We start from the raw sequence: 26,428 nt of genomic DNA, 5'->3' as shown, positions 1-26,428 counted from the left end.
TAAAAAATTAGGAGGATTAACCATGCAAGCTCTTGGTTTAATAGAAACAAAGGGATTACTTGCAGCTGTTGAGGCAGCTGATGTAATGGTGAAATCAGCAGATGTAAGTATTATTGAAAAAACTTATGTAGGTGGCGGTCTTGTTACAATTTCAGTTACAGGTGATGTAGGTGCAGTAAAAGCATCTATAGAGGCAGGGGCTGCAGCTGTTAAAAACTTAAATGAAGAATTTTTAGTTTCAGAACATGTAATTCCACGACCTCATGAGGAATTGGAAAGCATAATAGGATCTAATAACCTACAAGAAGATTCATCATCTAATGAAGATACAAGTAGTGTAGAGAATGTAGAAAAGGCAGAAGTTGTAGAAACTACAGAGGCTCTAGAAGAAGAACAAATTGTAGAGGATATATATGATTCAAAGAATTTGAAGGATGTAGATACTGAAAATAAAATTAAAGAAAATCAAGAAAAATTAGATGAAGATTTAGACAAAGTAAATTTAGAAAAGCTACATAAAAATAATGTGGATAATTTAGTAAGTAAAAATGGTTTGGAAAAAACTATTTCAATATTAAATAAGCTAAAAGTTGCAAGCCTTAGAAGTTTAGCTGGAGAATATAAGGATTTTGGAATTAAGGTTAGCGAAATTTCAAAGGCAGATAAAAATTTACTAATTAAAAAGTTCAAATTATATTACGAGAAAAATTAGCTAGATTAAAGTTCATGAAAGGAAGTAAGATATAATGGAAAAATATGATAAGGATTTGTATTCAATACAACAAGCAAGAAATCTTGCTAGACTTGGAAAAGTAGCGGCAAATAAAATTGCTAACTATACAGAAGAACAAATTGACAAAATTCTACGTAATATGGTAAGAGTTGCAGAAGAAAATGCTGTATCTTTAGCACAAATGGCAGTTGAGGAAACAGGCTTTGGTAAAGTAGAAGATAAAACTTACAAAAATCATTTAGCAGCTACCATATTATATGATTCAATTAAAGATATGAAAACTATAGGTGTAATTAGTGAAGATAAGGTAAATAAGATGATAGAAATTGCCGAACCAGTTGGTTTAATTATGGGTATAGTGCCTTCAACTAATCCAACATCTACTGCAATTTTTAAATCCATAATTGCAATTAAATCACGTAATGCTATTGTGTTTTCTCCACATCCAGCTGCTGCGAAATGTACAATTAGGGCAGTTGAATTAATGAGAGATGCAGCAATAGAAGCAGGTGCTCCAGAAGATATTATAGCTTCTTTAACTAATTTAACAATGGAAGCTACAAATGAATTAATGAAAAATGAAAATGTTTCATTAATAATAGCTACAGGTGGACCTGGAATGGTTAAAGCAGCTTATAGTTCAGGAAAACCAGCTATTGGTGTAGGTGCTGGAAACTCTCCTGCATACATTGAAAGAACTGCTAATGTAGAAAAAGCTATTAGAGATATTATCTCAAGTAAGAGTTTTGATTATGGTACAATTTGTGCTTCAGAACAATCAATAATTTGTGAAGAATGTAATCACGATGCAGTTGTAGAAGAATTGAAAAAACAAGGTGGATATTTTATGACAGCAGAAGAAACTGAAAAAGTTTGTAAGTTGTTATTTAAAAATGGACATACTATGAACGCTAAATTTGTTGGAAGAAGTCCACAAGTCATTGCAAATGCTGCAGGGTTTACAGTTTCAGAAGATATTAAAGTACTTATAGGAAAGCAAAATGGTGTGGGTAATGGTAATCCACTATCCTTTGAAAAACTTACAACAGTTCTTGCATTCTATACAGTAAAAGATTGGCATGAGGCTTGTGAATTAAGTATTGAATTACTTCAAAATGGAATTGGACATACAATGAGTATACATACTCAAAATGACGATATTGTTATGGAATTTGCAAAAAAACCTGCTTCACGTATTCTTGTTAATACAGGAGGATCTCAAGGTGGAACAGGTGCAAGCACAGGTCTTAAACCTGCATTTACTTTAGGATGTGGTACATGGGGAGGAAGTTCAGTATCTGAAAATGTTACCCCAGAACATCTTATAAACAAAAAAAGAGTTGCTTATGGATTAAAAGATTGTGCAACTTTAGTACAAAATGACCCAACTTTTAATTGCATAAAAACTGCTTCAAATTGTCGTGGAGTTAAGAATCAATTTATGAATATGAGTCCTGCTCAAATTGCTGCTGCTGCAGAAGTTTTAAATAAATGTAATGATTATGCTAAAAATACTGGTTGCAGTAATGAAAGTAAGGAAAAAGACGCTAATAATGAAGAGCTTTTAAGCTTGGTTAATCAAATAGTTGCTGCTATGAAAGGGGCAAACTAATGGACAATTGCGAAGAATTATTAAAACTTTTACTAGAAGCTGTTAAATCACAAGGATTAAATACTGAGGTTAATAAAAATTCTTCTGAAATTCCAGTAGGTATTTCCAATAGACACATACATCTTTCTCAAAGAGATTTGGATATTTTATTTGGTAATGGTTATGAACTTGTAAAAATTAAAGATTTAAGTCAACCTGGACAATATGCTTGTAATGAAACTGTTACAATTTGTGGTCCAAAAGGTGCTATAGAAAAGGTTAGAATACTAGGACCTGTAAGAGGTAAGACTCAAGTGGAAGTATTAACTGGAGATTGTATTAAACTTGGAGTAGTTCCACATGTAAGATTATCTGGAGATTTAAAAGATACATCTAGAATTACAATAGTTGGACCAAAGGGTTCTATTCAAGTTGAGGAAGGGCTAATAGTTGCCCAAAGACATATTCACATGACACCTGAAGATGCTAAATATTTAGGAGTACATGATGGAGAAATAGTATCAATAAAGTTTGAGGATTTAAGAGGTGGAATATATAATAATGTAGCTATTAGAGCTAATAATACCTCAAAACTTGAATGTCATATTGATATTGAAGAAGCTAACGCAATGGGTATTACATCAAAATCAAAGGTAACAATTGTAAAATAAGAAATAAAAAATAGTGTTTATAAATAAAAATTTAAATAAATAAAAAAGATAATAGGAGGATTTTAAAATGAAATATGATGCATTAGGAATGATAGAAACAAAAGGATTGGTAGGATCAATAGAGGCAGCAGATGCTATGGTTAAGGCAGCAAACGTATATTTAATAGGTAAAGAATATGTAGGAGGCGGACTTGTAACTGTTATGGTTAGAGGAGATGTTGGAGCTGTTAAGGCTGCTACAGATGCTGGAGCTGCTGCTGCACAACGTGTTGGAGAATTAGTGTCAGTTCACGTTATACCACGTCCACATTCTGAAGTTGAAGTAATTCTTCCATCAGCTAAAGAAACTGCAAAATAATATTTTAATTATAGTGTAAAGTAAAAAACGTCGCTAAAATTTTTTAGTGACGTTTTTATTTTTGAAAATATAATGGTTAATGAAATAAGTATTTAAATATGCAGAGCCTTTTAAATTATATAGAATTATTGATATAATTAACATATGAATTTTACCAGCCGAAAAGAATTTTAGAATCTAGCTTAATCGTTGATATATAAGAGTTTAAGGTAGGTTTTTATATGATTTATAAAATTTTAAAATCACCTGGTAAATTTTCAATGAAACCTTGAAATATCAATATGTTTATGGTATTCTTAATTTTAAGAAACCTTGATTTTACAGTGGTTGAACCTTAACATAGGATGTATTTAAATTAGAAATAATACTATAATTGTCACAATTTGTCGAAAGTTGAACCTTAACATAGGATGTATTTAAATCTACATTAAGAAAACCATAGACATGTCTTTTAAACCCATAATTATTCTGTTTAAACATCTTATTCTATGGTAATATAATAGGGTAAGGAGAGTGAAAGTTATATGAAAAAGAGATTTAATGTAACTGAAACCTGTATACCAGAAAGACACTATATGGTAGATATATCTAATAAACTAGATAGTATATTAAAATTGGTAAATAATGAAGAATATTTTATTATAAATAGACCAAGACAGTATGGGAAAACCACTACTTTATATTTGTTAGAGAAAAGACTAAATCATATTTAGTTGAGTTTTCAGAAAAAAAGTAGTTTTAATAATAGATGAAGTTGATAAAAGTAGTAATAATCAACTTTTTTTAGATTTTTTAGGGATGTTAAGAAGTAAATATTTATTAAGAAATGAAGGAAGAGATTATACTTTAAGCTTTACTAGCTCCCATTAAGATATCATTAAAATATCCTGCCTAATTATTAGGCAGGATAAAAATTTGTTATTGTAGCTTTTAAAGTCCCATTTCCACTATTAATATATATATGCTGACTAGAGGCAGAAAAGCTTATTGAATCATCAGAAGTTAGTTTATAAATTTTATTGTTTATTTCTAATGTTAATTCACCTTCTAAAACCATAATATATTCTTGGCATTTTTTAGAATGACCTATAGACTTATATGAACAACCCTCATCAATTTCAATTTGAAAAAGTTCAAAATTACGATAAGGTGTACTAGTATAGTAGCAATATACTCGATAATGACCTTCTTCAGTAAATTGAGCTTCAATATTTCTTTTCTTTATAACATATGTATCATGTTTTTTTTGCTCAAGTAATGATGTATAAGGCACTTTCAATCCTTTAGCTATTTTCCATAAAGTATTTATAGTAGGATTAGTGTCACCTTTTTCAATTTGAGATAGCATGACTTTACTGATACCAGATAATTCAGCAAGTTGACCTAAACTTAAATTTCTTTCAGTACGAAGTGTTTTAAGATTTTCTGCAATAATAGAATTTATATTCATTATGGTATAACCTCCTATAATGGTATTGACAATTATAACTAACGAAAGTAAAATAAAGTTAACATTAAATATATTTAACGTTCGTAAACTATTATATAGTAATTGCTTAAATGAAACAAGAAAAACGAGAATAAATAGAAAAATTTTGTTTTGCATCTAAGTATAGTGAACTTAAGTATTTTAGTAAAGATTCATTTTTATTCATATTTTGTGATTTTTAAAGGAGGATATTATTATGATAACAAGGAAAGAAGCGTGGGATTTACTTAATGAATACAATAAAGAGGCATTTCATATTCAACATGCTTTAACAGTTGAAGGAACTATGAAATATTTTGCAGAGAAATTGGGATATGAAGATGAAGTAGAATTTTGGTCTATGGTTGGGTTACTTCATGATTTAGATTTTGAAATCTATCCAGAAGAGCATTGCATCAAGACTCAAGAAATTATGAGACAGCGAGGGCTTGATGAAAAATTAATAAGGGCAGCAGCTAGTCATGGCTATGGACTTTGCCAAGGAGAACTTCCTAAACCGGAGCATCAGATGGAAAAAGTATTATTTGCAGTAGATGAACTTACAGGTCTTATTGGTGCAGCGGCAAGAATGCGCCCATCTAAGAGCGTTATGGATATGGAAATTTCAAGCCTTAAGAAAAAGTTCAAGGATAAGAAATTTGCAGCGGGATGCTCACGAGATGTAATTAAAAAAGGTGCAGAAATGCTTGGATGGGAGTTAAATAAATTATTTGAAGAAACAATTTTAGCTATGCGTTCTTGCGAAGCATATATTAATGATGAAATGGAAGTTTACAATAATTAGTACATATACCTGAATAATCATTGAGAAATGCGGGAAATCTGATTCAAAAAAATGATATCAGAATCTGTGTAATAGAGTAGAGGATATTATATCAGTAGATCTGGAACTGTAAGTGCTGAAACAATTAAAAAGTATATTTCAAATCAGAAGTTAGTGTAATTTTAATTTAATATCGAACCACCTTAAATTAATGCCCGAAAACCTTCGAGATAAACAACGGAAGTTTTCAGGCATTTACTACAAATATAATATTTTAGATGCAGAGGACAATTTAGTTTTAATGCTTGAAGGGAATTTTACAATAGTTTCTTCGATGACTACCTGCTCTATCTTTAAAGTTGGAGTAAAGAGCATTTACGTCTCCGGATAACGATTTCTAAGCTTTAGATGGAGTAAAAACTTTCTCTAAAGCTTAAAACTCTATTTATAAAAATAATCATATATTTATAATGTTATGTGATAAAATATAGACAAAAGTTTTCCCAGGTAATTTTAAATAAGAATGTAGCCTAAGGTATTGATTTAAAAGGGTTTATACCCTGTTTTTTAATGTGATTTTCCAAAAGTCAAATCGCCTGGTAAATTTTTAATGAAACCTTGAAATATCAATGGGTTTGTGGTATTCTTAATTTTAAGAAACCTTGATTTTACAGTAGTTGAACCTTAACATAGGATGTATACCCCAATTCTTTCCAAATATCTTATTCTATCAGCGTCTTATCACCGGGCAGTTCAGTATAACAGTAAAAGGATATGATGGATTTATAGCAGAGTAATGTTAGAGGTAGTTTTTAGCTTAGGCTGCTAGGAGCTACCTCTTTTTTATTGTTGTAAAATGTATAATAATATAATAAATATTTACATTTAGTCCTATATTGTACTATAATGTAAATAATATTATTAAGTATGGGGGGATTTAAATGAAAGCTTTGACTAAGATAGGTAAAATACTTGTAATATTAATAATTTTATCCGTCATAATTGCTATATCACCAAAGCTTGGGTCTATAGTATTTACAATAGTTCCAATAATATATTTAATCTATCTATTCAAGAAAGGACCTAAGTTTAAGAATTATAATTTTTTACTAAAGGGGTTAATTAGTTTCTTTTTAATATTAGTTTCAACCACAGGAATTGGAGGAGTTTTTTCTGAATTTGGAGAAGAAGATAATAAGTGGAAACAAGTAGCTACTGTAAAAACTGACAACGTAGACAAAAATAATATTAAAGAAAATATAGATAGTGCAACACCTATAAATAAAGAAGTTAAAGATAATAAGGAAACCAAGGAAATAAAGAATAATGAGGTAGCTGGTAACTTAAAGGTACACTACATAGATGTCAACCAAGGGGATTCAATTTTAATACAACAAGATGGACATAATATGCTTATAGATGCTGGAACCAATGCAACAGAAACAGCAGTAGTGAGTTATTTAAAACATCAAGGTGTAACAAAATTAGATTATGTTATAGGAACACACCCACACGAAGATTATATAGGTGGATTAGAAAAAGTAATCGACACTTTTCAAGTAGATAAGGTATTTATGCCTGAAATTAACCATACTACACAAACCTTTAAAAATGTTGTGACTTCAATAAAAAATAAGGGATTAAAAATAAGTACGCCTAAAGTAGGAAACAGTTATGGTTTAGGTAATGCTAGATGGCAGATACTAGCACCAGTAAGTGCATCTTATGATAATTTAAATAATTACTCTATTGTAACTAAATTAAAATTTGGAAACAATAGTTTTACATTTACGGGAGATGCTGAAAGTTTAAGTGAAGGAGAAATTCTCCAAAAACAATTGGATATATCCTCAGATGTAATAAATATTGGACATCATGGAAGCAGAACTTCAACAACGCAAAACTTTTTAGATAAAATTAATCCTAAATATGCAGTAATTAGTTGTGGAAAAGGAAATAAATATGGACATCCTACGCAAGAAACTTTAAATAAATTAAAGAACAAAGGTATAAAAGTATATAGAACAGATGAGTGCAGTAACGTAATAGCCACATCTGATGGAAATAATATAACTTTTAATACTAAATCCGGCAGTTATAAAGGAGTTGATAACACAAAATCAACAAGAAAACCAACTTCGAAGGTACAGCCAAAACCTGTTCCTAAAGCAACTCCAAAGCCGATAGCAAAACCGCAGCCAAAACCGCAACCAACACCACCAGTTGTTAAATCTCAACCAAATTCTAAAACTGTATATAAAACGAATACTGGAAAGAAATATCATAGGAATGGATGTAGAAGTTTAAGAAAAAGTAAAGCACCTATAAATAAAAATGATGAAATAAATAGGGATAACACAAAATCAACAACAAAACCAACTCCGAAGGTACGGCCAAAACTTGCTCCTAAAGCAATTCCAAAGCCGATATCAAAACCACAGCCACAGCCAAAACCGCAACCAACACCACCACCAGTTGTTAAATCTCAACCAAATTCTAAAACTATACATATAACGAATACTGGAAAGAAATATCATAGGAATGGATGTAGAAGTTTAAGAAAAAAATAAAGCACCTATAAATAAAAATGATGCAATAAATAGAGGTTATGGATCATGTGGAATATGTAACCCTTAAAACAAAACCCTGGATTAATCCAGGGTTTAATTAACTTTAAACTTTTGTATATCTTCTAATCCTTTATAAATTTCTTCCCTTGAGAAATTTCTTTTATTCAATTCTTCATCAGTTTTTTTCAGTAATGAATTATAAAACTCAATTGCAATTTCATAAACTTCAGATGAATTATTCTTTTCTAATTCATCAAAGAGCAAATCTTCTGCTTTATTATAATTACCTTCACGAAATAATTTATTAAAAATTATTTTGAATATATCTGTTGAATCCATTTGGTCAATATTAATCTTTTTACTACTTTCCTCTTTTTTGTTTAAAATAGTTTTTCCAATTGACTTTCCAAGTTCCTCAATAAGCTTTTCAATATTCATAGCACTCCACCTTAAATCTGTTGTATATAGTTTAAGTTTAAATGATAATGAAATAACTTTCAAGAGTTTAGAGAACAGATACTTATATGATTATACACATTCTATGGAATTTAATGTTACAATGTAGATATTCTAAGAAAATATAATTATTAAAAATCCTATCATTAAGATTTTATCTTATTTTTTTATGGACATAAAAAAGGAATTAGGTTAGCAATGATGATAAAATATAAAAAAAGCAATCCCATTATAAGAATTGCTTTACAACTAACTAAATCATATAAAAATAGAATCTTAAAGTACAAAAAAGAAATACCATTAAAAATATTGAAAAGGTTATCTTGAAAACAGTTTTATTTTTAGTTTTAGCATACAGAGGCTTTACTATGAAAAGTATTATAATAAATAGTATAATATAAGGAATGGAAGCTATCTTCAATGCATCTAATTTATTTAATAGTTTTAAATCTCTATCAGGTGAATTCATAAGTCTTAAAAAGTAAACTATTAATACACCTAATGTTATGCCGTTGACACATAATATTTCGCTCATATGCACTTTCTCAGTTAGTTGTCCTAGCACAAAATATACTATTAAATAAATCATTTCTAAAGATATAAAAACTGCTCGCAAATCATGGAAATTAAAACTTATTGCCATACTAATTAAAGTTATAGTTATAAAAAATAATATATTAAAATGTTTTTTTATATATTTGTAAAGCATTATTATCCATCCTTTTAAATAATACTATATTATCTAGGAACTATTGTAATTACCTGGTAGTTAGTATTTAGCCTTCTAATGATTACTCCATTACCTTTATCTGCTGTTCTTAATCCTGTTTTGCCTAAGGACATTATAACTTTAGCTGCCATAAATACTGGTCTTGTAGAACCAAATCCGCAAGCAGTCAAATAACTTTGTATTTGTGATAATTGAACATTGGATATATTTAATATATCAATTAATTCATTAACTTGATTATGATTTAATTCCTTCCAATCTTCAAAATAAGAACCTGGTTCTATATCTCTTTTTTGTCTTATTTTCCTAACCTCAAGAGTTTTTCTATCAATTTTTAAATTCATTTTTGCTAAATCTTCATCTGTTAGCTCTATAAATTCTCCATCTTTTTCTTGATAAATTTTAGCTTGGAATTCAGTTTGATTTTTGACACTTTCACTAATTTGATTAGAATTATTATTTGTTATAGTTTTTGCATGAACACCTGTTGTCACTAAACCAGAGCTTATTAAAACTCCACATAATATTGTTGACATAATTTTTAATTTTTTATTCATTTATAATTCCCCCTTCATAGTTTATTAATTTTAACATGTGATCACATGCTTTACACTATATAAGAGGGGACAGGTATTGAAAATGTTTCAAAAAGTATAAAAAAATGATTATTTTTTATATTTTTTGAAATGTTTTTCTAAAGTTTACCCTTATATTATAAAACTCTAAAAGAAGAATATGCATTTAAATAATTTATTTATGGTATCTTTTTTATAGACTATACCTTTTAAGTGTGCATTTTATTAGTGTTTATTTGAAAGTAATTATAATTTATCCAATTATAAATTTCTTTTTTAGCTCTCATATGCCACACCCGCACTGTACTTTCTTTAATATTTAATATAGTTGCTATTTCATAAAAAGATAAATTATTATAATATCTCAATGTTATAACTTGTCTATATTCACTTCTTAATGTATTAATAGCTTTTATAACATAATTAATTAATTCTTCTTTTAAAATACACTGTTCAGGCAGTGAAAAATTTTCATCTGGCATAATCTGAATTATATTATTCTTTATGGTTACTTCTCTTTTGTATTTTTTTATAAGAGTAATAGATTCTCTTCTAGCTATGGTAAAAACCCATGATTTAAACTTATCTATATCTTTTAATTTTGAAAAATTTTTGTAAGCAATAATTAAAGTATTTTGAAGGACATCTTCTGTTAATGTTTCGTTTCTGGTAATAGAAAATATATATTTAACGACATCTGGCCATATCATAGAGATTAACTGGTTAAAGCGTTTTGATTTATCCTTATTTTTGTTTCTATTTAGTATCATTTAAAAACTCCTTTACAAATACTTATTAGTTTTATAAATTTTACCATTGTAAACTAAGTATAACATGTCACTAAAAAAAATAAAACTAACCATACTTCTTCGGGAAATAATATTATGATAGGAATGACAGTTTTTATTGCAATTTGAGGAATTAACCAAAGCCTTTATTGAACTTACAAGAGTTGTAGAAGCTGCCTTAGAACATTAAGAAAGGGAGGAAAACTTTAAAAAGTGATCCTCCCCAATTTCATAAGATATCATCATTTTACTTTTTTAACAGGAACATAAATCTCCATGACAGTGTCTTGTCTGTAATGACAGCGTTCATCGTAAAATTCAAAATCAAGTTTATTTTCATCATAAACATATCCACTGTCTTTAAACCAATCTTCAAAAATATATTTCCATGTACCTTTAATAATCTTTGCAAACTCCTTTTGTTCTTTGTCATTTGTAGTATCAACAGGAGTGGTTGTAAAAACTGCGTACTCTGCTGCTGGAACTTCTACTGTTAGCATATTTTCCTCTACCTTTGAAAAGTCGTCAACAATTACACCTAAAAGATATATTGCATTTCCATCTTCAGATAATGGAACACACAATCCCACTTCACCATGCTTAGGTGGATTTAAAATTTTGTACATTTTGCTTTCTAAATTTTCACCATTATAATTGCTCCAGAAGGACGCAATATCCTTTGTATATGTGCCATCAGTAATATTGGTTTTAATTCCATAACCTGCAACCTTAAACGCAGGTCTATTTATAATAACAGGATTCATAATATAACCTCCAATTTTAAATGCTTTTTTTGTATCAGCATATCCAGCCATTCGTGCCATATACTGTGTGGGGCTATAACCAAAAATTTTACGAAAAGCCTTGGTAAAGCCACTGGGTGTTTCAAATCCATAGTCTAAGGCAATATCAATAACTTTTCTGCCTTTTAATAATTCTGTAGCTGCTAAAGACAATCTGCGATCTCTAATGTATTCCATAAGGGACATACCCTTGCATAAACTAAAAACTCTACAAAAATGATAAAGAGAGTACCCAGATTCATTAGCAATTTCTTTAATAGTAATATTTTCTTTGATATGGTCTTCAATGAATTTAATACACTTTTCAATATCTTTCCTATAATTCAATGTTTACCTCCACCTGATTTTTCTTAGTATGGTAATTTTATTATAACAACAACTTTGAGGCGAAACTGTGCCTGTTTTGCTAAATATTAATTATTTTTCAATTTCTACTACAAATTTTACTAGCATGTCATATATATAAGTGAAAAACAAATAAAAGGGGGTAATAAAAAATGGCTGTAACAACAGATACTTACGCAACCAATCTGGTTTTAGAACTGGACTTAGGAGTAGACGAAAAAGGGAAGCAAAAGAGGAAAAACAAGGCAGTATTTAAAATTGATGTACTTGCAGGCAATGAGGATTTATATGCTATAGGGGAAGCTGTATCAAAGGTTTTAAAATATCCCATGATATCTATATCTAGGGTAAATAAGAATTTAATATTAGGATAAAAGGGGAGGAATATAAATGGAAAAGACACTGACTATGAAATTTATAGATGAAAAAGGTAAAAAAGTAAACATGTCTGTAAGCGAAATAAAGGATGATTTAACTTCTGAAGAAATAGAAGATCTTATGGATGTTATATTAGCTAAAAAGACTGCTTTTAAATTGGAGGATGCATTAGTTTTAAAGGATTCTGCTCAAATAGTAGAAAGAAAAGTTAATGAAGTTTATAAAGCTTAAAAATAAAGCTCTCACTTTTGGGTGAGGGCTTTATTTAGTGAATAACTAACAATGAATAATTTAGGAAGGTTTTCCCTCGCTTTGCTACAGAAAATCTTTTATTTTTTACATTTTGTGTTTATATAAATTGTAACAACTATAGAGGATATTACTACAAAAATTCCATAGTATGAAGACATAATTTTATTCGTAATTAGAAGAATAGTTGCAATGGTAAGGGACAATAACATAACTCCCATAGCTCTACATAGCTTTTTCTCATTATATTGTTCTTTCTCTTCTTTGCTTGAAGTATTGTATCCAGCAATTAGAAAGCTTCCTTTTCCTAAAAGTAAAGTAATTGATAATATGGCGAATATTCCAACTACAATCCAAGCAATTAACATTAAAAACATCTCCTTAAAATGTTAAAATATCCATTATAGGTTTATTATATCATATGAAAATGTAGTAAAAAACTACATTTGATATTTTAATCACTTAAATACACCTCACATTCTTTTGGAGTAATAGTCTGCAAAAAAGATTAATAAAAGAACTTTAATTATTATAACTCCAGCAAGTATCATAATAAACCTAGTGTCATATCCTAATACTGATAGTATTACAATCAAAAGAATTGCAATTCCTGTGATAATCTTAGATGTGATAAAAGAAGCCTGGTTTAATATAGCTTGATTTCTTTCATCATTTTCTTCTACGAAAGCCTGATCCTTTCGATGAAAAATTTCTTCCTTGGTATATATAAGGGACTCAAATATTCTATAAATGCCAAATATTAACAACACCACTCCCAAACCTAGCAATAATCCAGAGGCTCCTTTATTACTATCTCCAATTAAAAAAATAGAGGCTCCCAAGGAAATTAACCCACAAATAGATAATACATAACCTTTTAATTTATTTTTCATATTTTTCACTCCTTATATAAAAATATTTCTTCAATGGTCTTTTGGAAAAATTCGGCAATTTGAAAAGCTAACTCTAGGGAAGGATTATATCTTCCATTTTCAATTGAACTAATGGTCTGCCTTGATACTCTTAGTGTTTTTGCTAATTCCTCTTGATTTATATTCAGCTTTTTCCGCAACTCTTCAACTCTATTTTTCAAATGCTTAACACCTCCAAAAGTTATTTGTAAAGCTTACTTTACGTTTATTATAACTTGAGATAACTTTTTTGTCAAGCTTCCTTTACATTGTTAAATATAAAGAGAGCAAGCCTATTATAAGACTTTCTTTATAACTAACTAAATCATATAAAAATAAAATCTTAACCGTACTCTTTATAAATAAATGCTATATTAAAGGGATTATCTAAAATTGATATACTTGCAGATAATCTGTAATAATATGTAGAAAAACATAGAAAATTATATAAAAATGGGAACGGAATAAGGAGTAGCTGCATATTATAAAAGTATACACCATCAATAAAAGAATATTTACAAAATGCGCATTTAAATTGCTGTGTATAGATTTTTACTTCCACATGATGGGGGGTGAATGATTAATGGAAATGGATAATATTAATATAGAAGAATTAATAAAAATGAAAGAGTGTATTGAAGACGGTGAAAGAAAAAAAGACAAACACGATAAATGTAAGAACTGTGGTAAAGTTAATATATTCGCTAAAAATGTTTATTTAGATATAAAGTGTTGTTGTCATAAAAGATGGTAATCTCATTATATTTTAAATAAATTCCCCAGAGATAGCTCTTAGCTTAGGCTTTGAGCTATCTTTTTTATGCAAAATAATAAGAGTAATGTTAACCCCAACTAATGGTAATTTAGTAATATAATAACATGTTATAATTAATATAATCTGCAATAAAACATTCTCCCAAGTCGTGAATAATGCACATTCTGATAACCTTATCCATATCAACTTCGGGGAACTCATCCCTTATAAAGAAAGCCATCAAGGTCATCATCATATTAAAAGTTCACATTTGTATACATCATCTTATTTAAATGTATATTAATGAATTTTGGTGATATTGTTTAATCTTCAGATAAAAGTATTTTTAGCATTTTTTCAAGTTTATCAAGAAAATTTCTCGTAATTGTATAATGTTCAGTATCCTTGTACATAACCTCTTTTATACCATTGCCTAATTCATAAATGATTGAATTAGGATAAGACATTATTATAGGAGAATGAGTAGCTATTATAAATTGACAATTTTTCTGTATTAATTCATGCATTATAACAAGCATAGACATTTGCCTTGATGGCGATAATGCTGCTTCTGGCTCATCCAAAATATATAAACCATTTCCGTTAAATCTATTTCTAATAACTGATAAAAAAGATTCTCCATGAGACTGTGAATGTAGTGATACTCCTCCATAGGAGCCCAAAGCATCCACTTCGTCTATATTTGTGGCTACATTATAGAAGCTTTCTGCTCTTAGAAAAAATCCATCATATGGTCTTTTAACTCCTCTAACCAATTTAAGATTTTTATGTAAATCTGAATGGGTATCATTTGTTGAAAAGTTAATATTTCTAGTTCCACCTTCTGGATTAAATCCACAAGCTATTGCAATGGCTTCAAGTATTGTTGATTTGCCAGTACCATTTTCACCTACAATATATGTTACTTTAGGATGAAACTCTATTTTAGATAAATTTTTTATTGCTGATAAGCAATATGGATATTGAGAAAATGACTGTATTTTTTCTCTGCATAATTCAATATATCTTAAATATTGGTTACATTTTGTTAAGTCCATTTGTTGCACCTCCAAAAGTGATATGGATAATAATTAAACCAAAAAATTAGTAGCAACAAGGTGTTACACTTCTGAAATAATCATAGCATATCTTCAAGAGTGTTAACACCGTATTATTACACTAAAGTTAATCTAATCAAATATAAATATTTCTTCAATAGGAGTATTTAACGCTCTCGAAATATCTACAGCAAGTTTTAATGAAGGGTTATATTTTCCAGCTTCAAGTCTCATTATTGTTTCTCTTCGTACACCAACAATTTCTGCAAGCTGTTCTTGTGTAAGTTCTTTCAATTGTCTATATTTTTTTAGATTACAAATAAATTCAGCCATATTATTTTTCCTCTAATATATATAGTTTTATAGCATATGCATTTAGCGTAATTGCATATGCAAATGAGAGCAATACGCAAATAAAGTTAATATTTTTCATAATCATTGTGGCACACCATATAATAAACAGTTCAATAATAGCAAATTGACCAATAAACGCTAATGCTGCTTTTTTATCTTCAATATATCGTTCATCTTCCTTGCTTCCACTAATTTTTGAAATAATAAAGTTTGCAAAGAAGGCAAACCATCCAAAATACGATAAATCTAATAAATTACCAGAATAAAAGTAACGAATGCTCATAAACCCCAAGAAGCCTATAAAACCCATATAAAACTGTTTTTTTATCATTATAAATCCCCTTTCTAAGTGATATATTTATCTCTTCATGAGATAAATATATCACTTAGATTCTATTTCGTCAATAGCATAAAAAAATATTTATTTGAATTCATAAAACTACCCATTATAATTAATTCATGGTAATATATGAATATCATGTTCTACTTCAAAATAAGAATAAGGATTTAATAGAATTTGCTGTTTCTTTTGAACAAATTTCATTTAAACGTGATGAGGAAAAATAAGTATAATAGCAAGGTTATTAGTAAATTTAATGGAAGTGAGTTATTAGGTGTTCTAAAATGCAATAGAATATTATAAAATAGTGATATGGTGAAAATGGCAAAAGCCTGATAAAAGAATTATCAGGCTTTTATTTTGAAAGTAATATAATTAGAATTTTGTGTTGGAATTAAAAACTCTAATTATTTTAACATTTATGCAAATAATAATAAGTAAGAAGAAGCATTGCTGATAAAATCAAAAAATATATGTCCGTAGATTTTTTGATATTACTTCCCATTGGTTTAAAAAGAGTATTTTTTGAAAATACTCTTTTGGTTATTAAAGCAGTTAATATATTACTTATCAAGCTACTTATAGTGGGAACAATATATTTAGTCACATTATTTGTAAATTTTTTTATTATTATTCTGCAATTTTTAACAATGTAGTTTCTTCTTTTAGTCTTTTTCATAAAATAGACCTCCTTTAAACAGCTAGCTATTTATGAAGATATAAAGAAACTATCACAGATAAAACCCCCTTTCAATTTATTTCCAACACAACTCTATTATAACATTAATTATCATAATGTAAAAACTAATCAGAATATTATGTAATCAAAACTTGTAGTTATAGAAGCAACCGATAAAAGATATGGTAAAGGAGCATATAATTTTATTGACAGGGCGTTAAAAGCGTATTGTGAATAATAAAGAAAAGCGGTATTATATATGAAAAGAATAGATTACAATCTACAAATTTATAATTGATTAAGGGAAAAAAGCATGGCAAGAAAATATAATTTATATCAAATAGACTCATTTACTAAGGAAGAATTTCTTGGAAATCCAGCTGGAATTGTAACAAATGCTGATGGATTAACTCCAGATGAAATGCAGAAAATAGCCAGAGAACTTAATAATTTTGAAATAGCGTTTATCTTTTCTTCCAATAATAATGAGTATGATGTTCATATCAGGTTCTTTACGGCAACAAATGAAGTACCAATTTGTGGACATGCTACTATTGCTGCTCACTATGCCTGTACTATTGAAAATAAACTTAACACTTCAATGGTAGAATGTTTGCTCCTGTAATAGGGATCAATGAAGATCCTGTAACTGGCAATGCAAACGGTCCTTTGGGTGCATATTTGGTTCATCATAAATTGATTAATCATAATAATTTTTTATTTAAATTTAAGGCTAAACAAGGGGAAGCTATAAAACGTTCAGGTATTATTGAAACTTGAAGTAATTATAGAAAATAATGAACCTGTAGAAGTTAAAATTTCAGGAAGTGCTGTAATAGTATTTAAATTTGAGTTATCATTGGAATAATTTGGTTTATGAAAATGGACTATTACGTGCTAAAATATCTAAAGGAATTAAAACGGTTCATGAAAGTTATTATGATGATTTAATTCTAAAAATAGTTCCAAAAGAAAGTGTGAAAATAGTGAGGGTAGTTGGTGAAATTATTGGACTGGATAAACCATGTTTATCTAAATGGTTTATTGTATGGAGAATTAAGGAACTTGAAGCAATGGGATGTGTAGAGATAGAAAACAAATACTCAGATAAATATATGTTTAATAATATTAGAAAGATAGTATAAAGTGATTTACTGTTCATAACTTTCCATAAAAATATGATACACTTATTATAAGTAGGGAGGGAGGAAAAATGAATAAATATAATATTTCAAGCAAAGATCTTACTCTATTTTTTATAATAACCTTTGGACTTACAATATCCATGGGAATTGTCATGGCAATAGCTTCATCCTATGGATTTGGTATTGATACAATGGGTAATTTTGCCTTGATACAAATGTATTATCCATCAATAGGTGTAATGATAGCCTTACTTTTAAACAGTGAAAAGCGAAAGGAGTTACCAATAAAATTTTATGTGTCGTTTTTGTTTTTTACTATAACCTCAATTATATATCTTTTGGTAAGTATATTTGTATTTCACAAAGATGCAGATATGGGCATACAATACTGGACCATGTTTGGAAGTATTATTGTAGCTCTTATGTATTTTACAGAGAAGAAAGAGAGAATAGATAACTTTGGATTAAGAGGTGGAAAAAATGTAAAGAAATCCATTGCTTATATTTTCTTATTTCTTATTCTGTATATATGTACAATCCTTTTAGAATCACTTATTTTTGGTGGCTTTAAAGAAAGTATAGCACCGTTTAAAAATTTAAAAACATTAATTAATATATTCTGGCTACCTCTTTTATTTCCACTGTCTTTCCTTGCATTTTTAGGAGAGGAATATGGATGGAGATATTTTCTCCAAACAGCTCTTCAAGAGCGTATAGGTAAAAAAGGTGGAGTAATATTTTTAGGATTTATATGGGGTATATGGCATTTACCATTGAATATGTTTTTTTATAGTCCCAAAACATCCTTTTATTCCATTCTAAACCAATTAATTGTTTGTACTGCCTATGCCATATTCTTTGGATTTGTGTATATGAAAACAGAAAATGTATGGACAGTTTCCATGATTCATTTCCTAAATAATAGTCTTGCTTTTATAATTTATGGCAGTACTGGATCAGATATTGTTCTTAGCATACAATTAGTATTAGGAAGCTTAATTTGTATGTGTATAGTTTATTTACCATTCCTATTTACTAAGGAATATAAAAAACAAAAGCAAAAGTAAATATGCCAACTTAGGAGGATATGACCCATGAAGAATTGGATTCTATTTATTTTAATGATTATAATGATTATAAAAGAGATTAGAATTTTAATAAAACTTGTAATAAAAACAAAGAAAACCGCCATGGAAATAATATTTCTTATAGCGGGAATAGGAGTTCTTTTTTATATTACTTATAAATATGCCCAAACTCCAATACATTATTTATTAGGAGTATTAGGAATAACTTTATATGTGGTTAGTTATTTAACAACTGGTATAACCTCAAGTGGAATTGCATCTTTGTATAGAGGTGCAAAATTTGTTTCTTGGAATAAAATAGATAAGGTTCAAATAAATATAGGAAAAAGTACAAAGATAATCTATTCTGGAAGTAGCTTTAGCAATAGCATGTATTTTAAAAATGAAGACAGTGATAAAATAATAAAATTTTTAAATGAAAAGCTACCTGATGTATTGGTAAATGTAGATTATGAACCTAATGCAAAAATAAATTAAATATTTAATGGGGAGTGAGGAGAATGATTAACATAGAGTCAAATAAACTTTTAATATATTTCAAGATATTTTGTTGCATATTTGGTAAAACAATTATAGCTACTATGATATTAAAGTTAATCTATAATTTATTTAATATAAGTTTTCCTATGGATTCTAAAGGTATACTAATGTTTGCAACTTTTTATGGTTTATTAAGTATTAGAGATTATGTAGAATGTTCAAAAGAAATTATGTATAATAATTTATCAAAGGAAGATATAATAGGGCAAATTCAGGAAATAATGCAAAATGAGAATTGGGATGCGGAAAAAATTAGTGAGGAACAAATGATTTTTAAAGTTCCTTTGTTCAAAACATTTAGGAGAGAATATTTAGTTGTAAATATATATGAAAATAGCTTAGAGATAGTAGGTTCTAAAAGATTTGTAAAAGGTTTAATAAAGGAAAATAGAAGAGTAATGCGTAGGAAATAAAAAGGGTAGATTAAATTTATCAAGAGTAAATTTAATCTACCCTTTTTATTTTATTTTATTAATATACTCTTGTAATTTTTCTATAAAATATCCAACATGGTACCCATCTAAAAGCTTATGATTTACCTGTATAGAATATGGTAGTAACACTTTATTATCTTTAGTAAAGTATTTTCCAAAGGATATTCTAGGAATAGAATCATTCTCGTCCATAACCATTTCATTTGAAACACTAGTAAATGAAATCCAAGGTATACATGAAAAATAAATTAATTTGTCTTGATCAAAATCTATTTTAGGAAAAAACTTCTGTTGAGATTTAGAAGTTTTCTTTGCAATAGTTGAAAAGCTTTTTATATCATCGCTTAAAGGTAATGTAATAATTTTATATAAATTATCCCTATTACTCATATCAGTAAAGGATGGTATTAAATAGTCATGAAGAACTATACCATCTTTTCTAATCTTATATCGAAAATCTTCCATTTCATTCATAACATATGTAGATGCATAAACCATACTAAAATAAAAGGATAAATCATTGTCTTTTACAAACTTTAGAAAGTGTGTAATATCTAGATTCATGCAAATATTAAATTGAGGATTATTAGCACCTTTAAAAAATTCGAAGTGTTCTTTTCTTGCCCAATTATTAAAATCAATATATTCCATAGCGTTCTCCTTTAGTAATTAGTAGTTTTAGATATTATTCTATCATATGTTTTTTAAAAAGTAACTGACAAATGTCCCATATAATAAAATGAATCCGCATAAATTTACCATCGAATAAAAAATTAATAGATTGTTAACAAAATTGAATAGCCTTAAATACCTCCTGTATGCTCAATTTTTTACTAAAATACGACATTTTATAAAAAGGATTTTATTATGCTAAAGAAGTATAATAGTAATTGCACATAAGGAGGTCATAAAATGTTAAAACCAGAATTTTTATCCATATTAAAAAATGAAAAAGGGAATTTAACTAAGGAGGGGCTAATAAAAGATTTTATTGCAGGTATAATAGTTGCAATAATTGCTCTACCGCTATCGGTAGCTTTAGGAATAGCTTCAGGAGTTTCCCCAGAAAAAGGACTTATTACAGCTATAATAGCAGGATTTTTTATTTCTTTTCTAGGAGGAAGTAGGGTTCAAATAGGAGGACCTACAGGGGCCTTTGTTGTTATTATATATGGTATTATAGAAAAATACGGTATAGATGGACTTATAGTTGCCACATTAATGGCAGGAATAATGCTTGTTATTTTTGGATTATTAAAGTTCGGTTCCTTAATTAAATATATTTCCTATCCCATAACAGTTGGATTTACAGCGGGAATAGCTGTTACTTTATTTTCTACTCAAGTAAAGGATTTCTTGGGACTTTCTATAAACAAAGTACCATCAGAATTTTTACCTAAATGGTCAATGTATATATCAAATATGGGGACGATAAATTGGGTAACTTTAGCATTGGGTATTTTTTCCCTAGCAGTTATAATAGTCTGGCCTAAATTTAATGAAAAAATACCAGGAGCTTTAGTTGCATTAATACTTTCTACCTTTATAGCTTATTTTTTCAAATTAAATGTAGCAACTATAGGAACACAATTTGGGGAAATATCATCAAAAATACCAGTGCCCAAACTTCCAATTGTAGATATTATTACTTTACAAAAATTAATAAAACCAGCCTTTACCATAGCCATTTTAGCAGCTATAGAATCTTTGTTATCCGCAGTGGTAGCAGATGGAATGATAGGAGAAAAACATGATTCAAATATGGAACTTGTAGCACAAGGCGTTGGAAACATTACATCAGCTTTATTTGGAGGAATACCAGCTACAGGAGCCATTGCAAGAACAGCAGCTAATGTTAAAAGTGGTGGAAGAACACCAATTGCTGGAATGGTACATGCTATAACATTACTTTTAATAATGAAAGTTCTAATGCCTCTTGCAAAGTATATACCATTAACTACTCTAGCAGCTGTGTTAATAGTTGTATCTTATAATATGAGCGGATGGAGAACCTTTAGAGATATGCTAAGGGCACCAAAAAGTGATGTTCTAATATTGTTAGCTACATTTTTTATAACAGTTATATTTGATTTAGTAATAGCCATAGAAGTAGGAATAATAATATCCATGTGCTTATTTATGAGAAGAATGGCTTTAGCTATAGAAGTTAATGAATTGGATGGAAGTTATTGCTCTAAAAAATTAAGACTAGAGGGAATTCACACAAATAAAATAGGTGATGAAATATTAATATATGACATAAAGGGGCCACTATTTTTTGCAGGTATAGATAGCTTTATATCCTCAATAGAAAGCTTAAATACAGAATCAAAAGTAGTAATACTTAGAATGAAAAATATGCCTGTACTAGATGTTACAGCCTACGGTGAATTAAAGAAAATAGAAAAATTATGTATGGATGAAGAAATAAAATTAATTATGTCTGAAGTACAAAAGCAGCCTATGAAAGTTATGAAAAACATGGGCATGGTATCAAGACTAGGGGAAAGAAGATTTATAAAAACATTAGAAGAGGCCATAAGAACCGCTAATAATTGTTGTATTGATTAATTTTTCAGTAGAAAAAGAACGAATTAAGGATTAAGTGTATAGTATAAAAGTATAGAAGATTTATATCTATCTTCTAAATATAAAAATATAGTAGTTTCATATTCTTACTGTATAACCATTATATCACTAAGTGGAGGCAGTCCTAAATTTTAGGACTGCCTTTTTTATTATTTGCAATTCATTATAATGTATTTTATGAAATGTGTAAATATATAGTCATTTGACTTTGTAAACTTTTAGGTTTTATAATAAGAAATGTAATTATTTGATGTAATGTTTTTTATTACACTAAGTAAAAAAAATACAATCGGAGTGATGTTTATGAATCCATTTATAAGTGTTGGTATGGCTATTATTATAGGCGTACTTTTTGGTAAAATAATGAACAAATTTAAAATACCCGCAGTAGCAGGGTATGTTATTGCAGGACTTGTTTTAGGTATTTCTGGCGTTAATGTAATAAGCGGTGAAATGTCAGAAAAGCTATCCTTTATAGGAGATTTTGCTTTAGGTATTATAGCATTTAATATAGGTAGTGAGTTAGAATATTCCGTTCTTAAAAAATTAGGTAAACCTATTTTTATAATTGCATTCTTTGAAGCTACCTTTGCATTTATTTTAGTTACTTTAGTTACAATATTATTAGGAGAAAAAATATATACAGCTTTAATATTAGGAGCCGTAGCATCAGCAACAGCTCCAGCAGCTACAGTAATGGTACTTAACGAGCTTAAGGCAAAAGGACCTTTAACTTCAACCCTACTTGGAGTAGTAGCAGTGGATGATGCTATATGTCTTATGATATATGCAATAGCCTCATCTTTGGCAAAAGTTTTCATTAAGCATACATCTATCAATGTATATTCTTTAATATATTTACCAATTAAAGAAATAGTTCTTTCTATATTATCAGGTTTTGTATTAGGAATTATACTTGTATATATAGTCAATAAACTTCATAAAGAATCGGAAATTCAAATTGTAGCATTAGGATTTATTATAACTCTTACAGGATTATCCATGAAATATCATTTATCTCCACTATTATCTTGTATGAGTTTAGGTGTAGCTGTATCAAATCTATGTGCTCATAGTAATGATGTTTTTGCTACTATAGAAAAATTTGATGCTCCAATTATAACAGCATTCTTTGTTTTAGCAGGTGCAAAACTTGATATAAGTCTAATTCCTAAAATAGGATTACTTGGTATATGCTATCTAATATTTAGAATAATAGGTAAAATATCAGGAGCCTATGTGGGAGGAATAATTTCAAAAGCACCTAAAACTGTTAAAAAGTATATAGGATATGGACTATTCTCACAAATCGGTGTAGCCATAGGTCTTGCCATTGTAGTAGGCAGAGAATTTAAAGGTACAGGACTTGATTTAAAAGTTATAACCATTCTTTTAGCAACTACAATTATTACAGAAATAATAGGGCCGATTTTTACAAAACAAGCTATAATAAAAGCTAAGGAAGCAAATATATAATATATAAAGGGGGAATTTTTTATGTATGCCATTGTGTTAATACTTAATGACCTAAAAAAACTTAACCATGTTAATGAAATTTTTTACGAAGAAAATTGTGGTGCAACTAACGTAAATAGTAGAGGACTTGGTAAAATACTTCTTGAAAATAACTCAGATGTACCATTCTTTGCAGGCATTAGAAAGTTTGTAGAAGGGGATAATCCTTACAATAAAACCATAGTAGGGGTTGTAAAAACCGAAGAGAAAAAGAATAAGATAGCTAAAAGATTAGTAGAAGAATTAGGTATATGTGACAAACCAGGTATAGGTTTTATGTTCGTAATACCAGTAACTGAATGCTTTGGCTATAAAGCAAATATATAAGTGATTAAATAAAATAGAACACCTTATTTTATAATACCAAATTAAATTGGATATGAAATAAGGTGTTTTTTATACACAGATTGAGTTATATGTAGGTAATAAAGGTATAAACTGATTTTTTAATTACCATCTGTATTTTATGGTAAAATTAAACCTAGGTAAGGGGGAGATTTTGTGAACAACATATTGTTAGTTGAAGATGACAGTATATTAGCATATAGCATTGAATACACACTAAATGGTGAAGGTTTTAATTTAAAGTGTGCAGATAGTATAAAAAAAGCTAGGGATAATTTTAAAGAAAATAGTTTTGATTTAATAATTTTAGATGTAATGCTTCCAGATGGAAATGGATATGATTTTTGTAAAGAAATAAGAAAGGCATCAGAAGTTCCTGTAATTTTTTTGACTGCCTGTGATGAAGAGGCTAATGTGGTTATAGGATTAGATATAGGGGCAGATGATTATATCACTAAGCCCTTTAGAATAAAAGAGTTGATATCAAGAATTAGAGCTATACTTAGACGTAGCAAAACATTTTCAAAGGATTTAGATTTGTTAATTTCTGGAGATATAAAAGTGCAAACTTTACAGGGGAAAATTGAGAAAAATGACAAGGAAATAATACTTACAGCATTAGAATATAGATTGCTTCTAATTTTTATAAATCATCCTAAGCAGATATTAAGTAGAAATATTATATTAGAAGAATTATGGGATGCTGAAGGTGAATTTGTAGATGATAATACTCTTTCTGTATATATAAGAAGACTTAGAGAAAAAATTGAGGATAATGCAGGAGAACCTAAATATATTACCACTCATAGAGGACTAGGATATAGGTGGAACTACGAAATTAATAAATAGGAGGCGTATTATGGATTCAATTTTAAAAAATCCTGAGATAAAGAGCATAATTATAAAGCTTTTAATAGTCCACAGTATATTTGCAGGAAGTATATATTTTTTCTTTAATCATCAGTTTCATAAATTAAATGAAAATATAGTAAATCAAAATTCTATGATAATTGGAAAAGTATTATATGACCATCCTGAATTAGAAAATAACATTATAAAATATGTAACAAAAGAAGCTACAAAAGAACAGATAATTAAAGGAAAAGAAATACTAAAACAGTATGGATACTATGAAGATATGAAAATAACCTCTCAGCCATTACTTAAAAGTTTTTATGAAAGTTTCCAAGTAAAGTTTATTTTAGCATTTATATTAGGACTAATACCTTTAATAGGTATAGTTTTATTAGAATATAAAAACATATTTAAAAAAGTAAAAGAAATATCCCATGCTTCTGAAAAAGTTATAGAAGGGGATTATAGCTTAATACTAAGGGAGGATAGAGAAGGAGACTTTGCAATATTAGCACATAATTTTAATTTAATGTCCAATATATTAAAACTAAGTTTACATAAACTAAAAGAAGATAAAATTTTTCTAAAAAATATAATTTCAGATATATCCCATCAATTAAAAACTCCACTAACATCTTTACTTACAATTAATGAGCTTTTACTAACTCGTAAGGAAATGAAAGACGATGTAAGAATAGATTTTTTACAAAAAAGTGGATCCCAATTAAATAGGATGGAATGGTTAATTATAAGTCTATTAAAAATAGCTAGGTTAGAAGCCCAAGCTATAAATTTTGAAAAGAGAAATACTCTTGGAATAAACTTCATCCAAGATGCTTTAAGCAGTTTAAAATTTAAGAGTGATGCAAAGCATCAAAAGATAATGGTAAGTGGTAATTTGGATAATGTATATTTTTATGTGGATGAACAGTGGACAATTGAAGCAATATTAAACATTATAAAAAATTGTATTGAACATACAAAAGAAGGAGGAGAAATAAAAGTACATATTTCTGAAACTCCTTTGTTTAGTAGAATTTTAATCGAGGATAATGGAGAAGGCATAGATAAAAAGGATTTACCACATATATTTGAAAGATTTTATAAAGGAAGCAATTCTGTTAATGCAGAAAGTGTAGGTATTGGACTTGCTTTAACTAAAGTGATTATAGAAAGACAAGGAGGAACTATATTAGTAAACAGTAAAAAGGGAATAGGAAGTAAGTTTACTATTACTTTTTTAAAAGGAATAATATAGAAAACTTACTATTTAGTAAGATAAAAATCACCTTCCTGTAAGTTTCAAATTTTATAATGATAAT

General features: G+C 28.4%; 33 protein-coding genes and 2 pseudogenes. 20 read left to right on the top strand and 15 right to left on the bottom strand.

Going from position 1 to position 26,428, the window contains the following annotated elements:
* The first annotated feature begins 22 nt into the window (after nucleotides 1-22).
* The 5 genes and pseudogenes from B5D21_RS06655 to B5D21_RS06635 all read left to right on the top strand — a co-directional run.
* Complete coding sequence (locus B5D21_RS06655; RefSeq protein WP_011099660.1) at nucleotides 23-712, top strand: BMC domain-containing protein; 690 nt, start codon at nucleotides 23-25, stop codon at nucleotides 710-712.
* Between the two features lie 34 nt (nucleotides 713-746).
* Complete coding sequence (locus B5D21_RS06650) at nucleotides 747-2,345, top strand: acetaldehyde dehydrogenase (acetylating) (protein ID WP_011099659.1); 1,599 nt, start codon at nucleotides 747-749, stop codon at nucleotides 2,343-2,345.
* The gene (locus tag B5D21_RS06645; protein WP_011099658.1) at nucleotides 2,345-2,995 is read left to right on the top strand and encodes a phosphate propanoyltransferase; all 651 of its coding nucleotides are present in this window, start codon (nucleotides 2,345-2,347) and stop codon (nucleotides 2,993-2,995) included. The genes B5D21_RS06650 and B5D21_RS06645 overlap by 1 nt, the downstream gene beginning before the upstream one ends.
* 67 nt (nucleotides 2,996-3,062) lie before the next feature.
* Nucleotides 3,063-3,353: an ethanolamine utilization microcompartment protein EutM gene (gene eutM / locus B5D21_RS06640; protein WP_023438379.1), complete on the top strand. Its 291-nt coding sequence runs from the start codon at nucleotides 3,063-3,065 to the stop codon at nucleotides 3,351-3,353.
* 524 nt (nucleotides 3,354-3,877) lie between these two features.
* Nucleotides 3,878-4,199: pseudogene (locus B5D21_RS06635) on the top strand (AAA family ATPase); the annotation flags it as partial.
* Between the two features lie 52 nt (nucleotides 4,200-4,251).
* Here the strand turns inward: B5D21_RS06635 and B5D21_RS06630 are convergent.
* Nucleotides 4,252-4,803 (bottom strand): helix-turn-helix domain-containing protein, encoded by a 552-nt coding sequence (locus tag B5D21_RS06630; protein WP_023438376.1) that lies wholly within the window; start codon nucleotides 4,801-4,803, stop codon nucleotides 4,252-4,254.
* 235 nt (nucleotides 4,804-5,038) lie between these two features.
* Between B5D21_RS06630 and B5D21_RS06625 the strand changes: the two genes are divergently transcribed.
* Nucleotides 5,039-5,626, top strand: coding sequence for an HDIG domain-containing metalloprotein (locus B5D21_RS06625; protein ID WP_011099656.1), 588 nt, complete (start codon nucleotides 5,039-5,041; stop codon nucleotides 5,624-5,626).
* 920 nt (nucleotides 5,627-6,546) lie between these two features.
* Nucleotides 6,547-8,175 (top strand): ComEC/Rec2 family competence protein, encoded by a 1,629-nt coding sequence (locus B5D21_RS06620; protein WP_052056113.1) that lies wholly within the window; start codon nucleotides 6,547-6,549, stop codon nucleotides 8,173-8,175.
* A gap of 93 nt (nucleotides 8,176-8,268) precedes the next feature.
* Here B5D21_RS06620 and B5D21_RS06615 read toward each other — a convergent pair whose 3' ends face one another.
* From B5D21_RS06615 to B5D21_RS06595, 5 genes are all read right to left on the bottom strand, one after another.
* Nucleotides 8,269-8,613, bottom strand: coding sequence for a DUF6483 family protein (locus tag B5D21_RS06615; RefSeq protein ID WP_035125186.1), 345 nt, complete (start codon nucleotides 8,611-8,613; stop codon nucleotides 8,269-8,271).
* A 271-nt stretch (nucleotides 8,614-8,884) separates the two neighbouring features.
* Nucleotides 8,885-9,340 (bottom strand): hypothetical protein, encoded by a 456-nt coding sequence (locus B5D21_RS06610; RefSeq protein WP_011099653.1) that lies wholly within the window; start codon nucleotides 9,338-9,340, stop codon nucleotides 8,885-8,887.
* 29 nt (nucleotides 9,341-9,369) lie between these two features.
* Entirely contained in the window at nucleotides 9,370-9,918 is a 549-nt protein-coding gene (locus tag B5D21_RS06605; RefSeq protein WP_011099652.1) for a hypothetical protein, read from the bottom strand.
* Between the two features lie 227 nt (nucleotides 9,919-10,145).
* The gene (locus tag B5D21_RS06600) at nucleotides 10,146-10,706 is read right to left on the bottom strand and encodes an RNA polymerase sigma factor (protein ID WP_011099651.1); all 561 of its coding nucleotides are present in this window, start codon (nucleotides 10,704-10,706) and stop codon (nucleotides 10,146-10,148) included.
* Nucleotides 10,707-10,966: 260 nt separating this feature from the next.
* Nucleotides 10,967-11,854 (bottom strand): AraC family transcriptional regulator, encoded by an 888-nt coding sequence (locus B5D21_RS06595; protein WP_011099650.1) that lies wholly within the window; start codon nucleotides 11,852-11,854, stop codon nucleotides 10,967-10,969.
* Nucleotides 11,855-12,024: 170 nt separating this feature from the next.
* On the opposite strand from B5D21_RS06595, the gene B5D21_RS06590 reads away from it, so the two are divergent.
* Both B5D21_RS06590 and B5D21_RS06585 read left to right on the top strand, forming a co-directional pair.
* On the top strand, nucleotides 12,025-12,246 hold the full coding sequence (locus B5D21_RS06590; RefSeq protein WP_023438360.1) for a DUF1659 domain-containing protein: 222 nt from the start codon (nucleotides 12,025-12,027) through the stop codon (nucleotides 12,244-12,246).
* Nucleotides 12,247-12,262: 16 nt separating this feature from the next.
* Nucleotides 12,263-12,481, top strand: coding sequence for a DUF2922 domain-containing protein (locus tag B5D21_RS06585; RefSeq protein WP_023438358.1), 219 nt, complete (start codon nucleotides 12,263-12,265; stop codon nucleotides 12,479-12,481).
* 98 nt (nucleotides 12,482-12,579) lie between these two features.
* Here B5D21_RS06585 and B5D21_RS06580 read toward each other — a convergent pair whose 3' ends face one another.
* From B5D21_RS06580 to B5D21_RS06570, 3 genes are all read right to left on the bottom strand, one after another.
* On the bottom strand, nucleotides 12,580-12,867 hold the full coding sequence (locus tag B5D21_RS06580; protein WP_023438357.1) for a DUF3784 domain-containing protein: 288 nt from the start codon (nucleotides 12,865-12,867) through the stop codon (nucleotides 12,580-12,582).
* Nucleotides 12,868-12,972: 105 nt separating this feature from the next.
* A complete protein-coding gene (locus tag B5D21_RS06575; RefSeq protein ID WP_023438356.1) occupies nucleotides 12,973-13,392 on the bottom strand; it encodes a DUF2178 domain-containing protein in 420 nt (139 codons plus the stop codon).
* 5 nt (nucleotides 13,393-13,397) lie between these two features.
* Nucleotides 13,398-13,592 (bottom strand): helix-turn-helix transcriptional regulator, encoded by a 195-nt coding sequence (locus B5D21_RS06570; RefSeq protein WP_035125189.1) that lies wholly within the window; start codon nucleotides 13,590-13,592, stop codon nucleotides 13,398-13,400.
* A 401-nt stretch (nucleotides 13,593-13,993) separates the two neighbouring features.
* Here B5D21_RS06570 and B5D21_RS14145 point away from each other — a divergent pair, with 401 nt between their 5' ends.
* Complete coding sequence (locus tag B5D21_RS14145; RefSeq protein ID WP_162827857.1) at nucleotides 13,994-14,164, top strand: hypothetical protein; 171 nt, start codon at nucleotides 13,994-13,996, stop codon at nucleotides 14,162-14,164.
* A 109-nt stretch (nucleotides 14,165-14,273) separates the two neighbouring features.
* Here B5D21_RS14145 and B5D21_RS14250 read toward each other — a convergent pair whose 3' ends face one another.
* The 5 genes from B5D21_RS14250 to B5D21_RS06545 form a co-directional block, all read right to left on the bottom strand.
* Entirely contained in the window at nucleotides 14,274-14,405 is a 132-nt protein-coding gene (locus B5D21_RS14250; RefSeq protein ID WP_414647326.1) for an HD domain-containing protein, read from the bottom strand.
* Between the two features lie 82 nt (nucleotides 14,406-14,487).
* Nucleotides 14,488-15,222, bottom strand: a complete 735-nt coding sequence (locus B5D21_RS06560) for an AAA family ATPase (RefSeq protein ID WP_035125191.1) — start codon at nucleotides 15,220-15,222, stop codon at nucleotides 14,488-14,490.
* A 132-nt stretch (nucleotides 15,223-15,354) separates the two neighbouring features.
* Nucleotides 15,355-15,555 carry a helix-turn-helix transcriptional regulator gene (locus B5D21_RS06555; RefSeq protein ID WP_035109752.1) on the bottom strand — a complete coding sequence of 67 codons (201 nt, stop codon included), beginning with the start codon at nucleotides 15,553-15,555 and terminating at the stop codon, nucleotides 15,355-15,357.
* Between the two features lies 1 nt (nucleotide 15,556).
* On the bottom strand, nucleotides 15,557-15,907 hold the full coding sequence (locus B5D21_RS06550) for a DUF3796 domain-containing protein (protein ID WP_035109754.1): 351 nt from the start codon (nucleotides 15,905-15,907) through the stop codon (nucleotides 15,557-15,559).
* A gap of 421 nt (nucleotides 15,908-16,328) precedes the next feature.
* Nucleotides 16,329-16,595, bottom strand: coding sequence for a hypothetical protein (locus B5D21_RS06545; RefSeq protein ID WP_023438351.1), 267 nt, complete (start codon nucleotides 16,593-16,595; stop codon nucleotides 16,329-16,331).
* A gap of 313 nt (nucleotides 16,596-16,908) precedes the next feature.
* Here B5D21_RS06545 and B5D21_RS06540 point away from each other — a divergent pair.
* The 5 genes and pseudogenes from B5D21_RS06540 to B5D21_RS06520 all read left to right on the top strand — a co-directional run bounded on the left by B5D21_RS06540 (nucleotide 16,909) and on the right by B5D21_RS06520 (nucleotide 19,781).
* Nucleotides 16,909-17,463, top strand: a pseudogene (locus B5D21_RS06540) (PhzF family phenazine biosynthesis isomerase).
* A complete protein-coding gene (locus B5D21_RS06535) occupies nucleotides 17,444-17,740 on the top strand; it encodes a DUF3658 domain-containing protein (protein WP_078688082.1) in 297 nt (98 codons plus the stop codon). The pseudogene B5D21_RS06540 and the gene B5D21_RS06535 overlap by 20 nt, the downstream one beginning before the upstream one ends.
* 68 nt (nucleotides 17,741-17,808) lie before the next feature.
* The gene (locus tag B5D21_RS06530) at nucleotides 17,809-18,807 is read left to right on the top strand and encodes a CPBP family intramembrane glutamic endopeptidase (protein ID WP_011099646.1); all 999 of its coding nucleotides are present in this window, start codon (nucleotides 17,809-17,811) and stop codon (nucleotides 18,805-18,807) included.
* 27 nt (nucleotides 18,808-18,834) lie between these two features.
* Entirely contained in the window at nucleotides 18,835-19,305 is a 471-nt protein-coding gene (locus tag B5D21_RS06525; RefSeq protein WP_011099645.1) for a hypothetical protein, read from the top strand.
* 23 nt (nucleotides 19,306-19,328) lie between these two features.
* Nucleotides 19,329-19,781 carry a hypothetical protein gene (locus B5D21_RS06520; RefSeq protein WP_035125193.1) on the top strand — a complete coding sequence of 151 codons (453 nt, stop codon included), beginning with the start codon at nucleotides 19,329-19,331 and terminating at the stop codon, nucleotides 19,779-19,781.
* A 45-nt stretch (nucleotides 19,782-19,826) separates the two neighbouring features.
* On the opposite strand, the gene B5D21_RS06515 is transcribed toward B5D21_RS06520, so the two are convergent.
* Nucleotides 19,827-20,453: a chloramphenicol acetyltransferase gene (locus B5D21_RS06515; protein ID WP_011099643.1), complete on the bottom strand. Its 627-nt coding sequence runs from the start codon at nucleotides 20,451-20,453 to the stop codon at nucleotides 19,827-19,829.
* A 261-nt stretch (nucleotides 20,454-20,714) separates the two neighbouring features.
* Between B5D21_RS06515 and B5D21_RS06510 the strand changes: the two genes are divergently transcribed.
* The 5 genes from B5D21_RS06510 (at nucleotide 20,715) to B5D21_RS06490 (ending at nucleotide 26,364) form a co-directional block, all read left to right on the top strand.
* On the top strand, nucleotides 20,715-22,373 hold the full coding sequence (locus B5D21_RS06510; protein WP_011099642.1) for a SulP family inorganic anion transporter: 1,659 nt from the start codon (nucleotides 20,715-20,717) through the stop codon (nucleotides 22,371-22,373).
* Nucleotides 22,374-22,694: 321 nt separating this feature from the next.
* Nucleotides 22,695-23,867, top strand: a complete 1,173-nt coding sequence (locus B5D21_RS06505; RefSeq protein ID WP_035125196.1) for a cation:proton antiporter — start codon at nucleotides 22,695-22,697, stop codon at nucleotides 23,865-23,867.
* A gap of 21 nt (nucleotides 23,868-23,888) precedes the next feature.
* Nucleotides 23,889-24,233: a hypothetical protein gene (locus B5D21_RS06500; RefSeq protein WP_011099640.1), complete on the top strand. Its 345-nt coding sequence runs from the start codon at nucleotides 23,889-23,891 to the stop codon at nucleotides 24,231-24,233.
* Between the two features lie 174 nt (nucleotides 24,234-24,407).
* On the top strand, nucleotides 24,408-25,100 hold the full coding sequence (locus B5D21_RS06495) for a response regulator transcription factor (RefSeq protein WP_011099639.1): 693 nt from the start codon (nucleotides 24,408-24,410) through the stop codon (nucleotides 25,098-25,100).
* Nucleotides 25,101-25,110: 10 nt separating this feature from the next.
* The gene (locus B5D21_RS06490) at nucleotides 25,111-26,364 is read left to right on the top strand and encodes a HAMP domain-containing sensor histidine kinase (protein WP_011099638.1); all 1,254 of its coding nucleotides are present in this window, start codon (nucleotides 25,111-25,113) and stop codon (nucleotides 26,362-26,364) included.
* Nucleotides 26,365-26,428 lie beyond the last annotated feature (64 nt).

The organism is Clostridium tetani, from assembly GCF_900167265.1.
In the GTDB taxonomy this organism is placed as follows: Bacteria; Bacillota; Clostridia; order Clostridiales; family Clostridiaceae; genus Clostridium_G; species Clostridium_G tetani.
The sequence above is the reverse complement of the archived record's forward strand: the minus strand, read 5'-3'. Positions and strand labels throughout refer to the sequence as shown.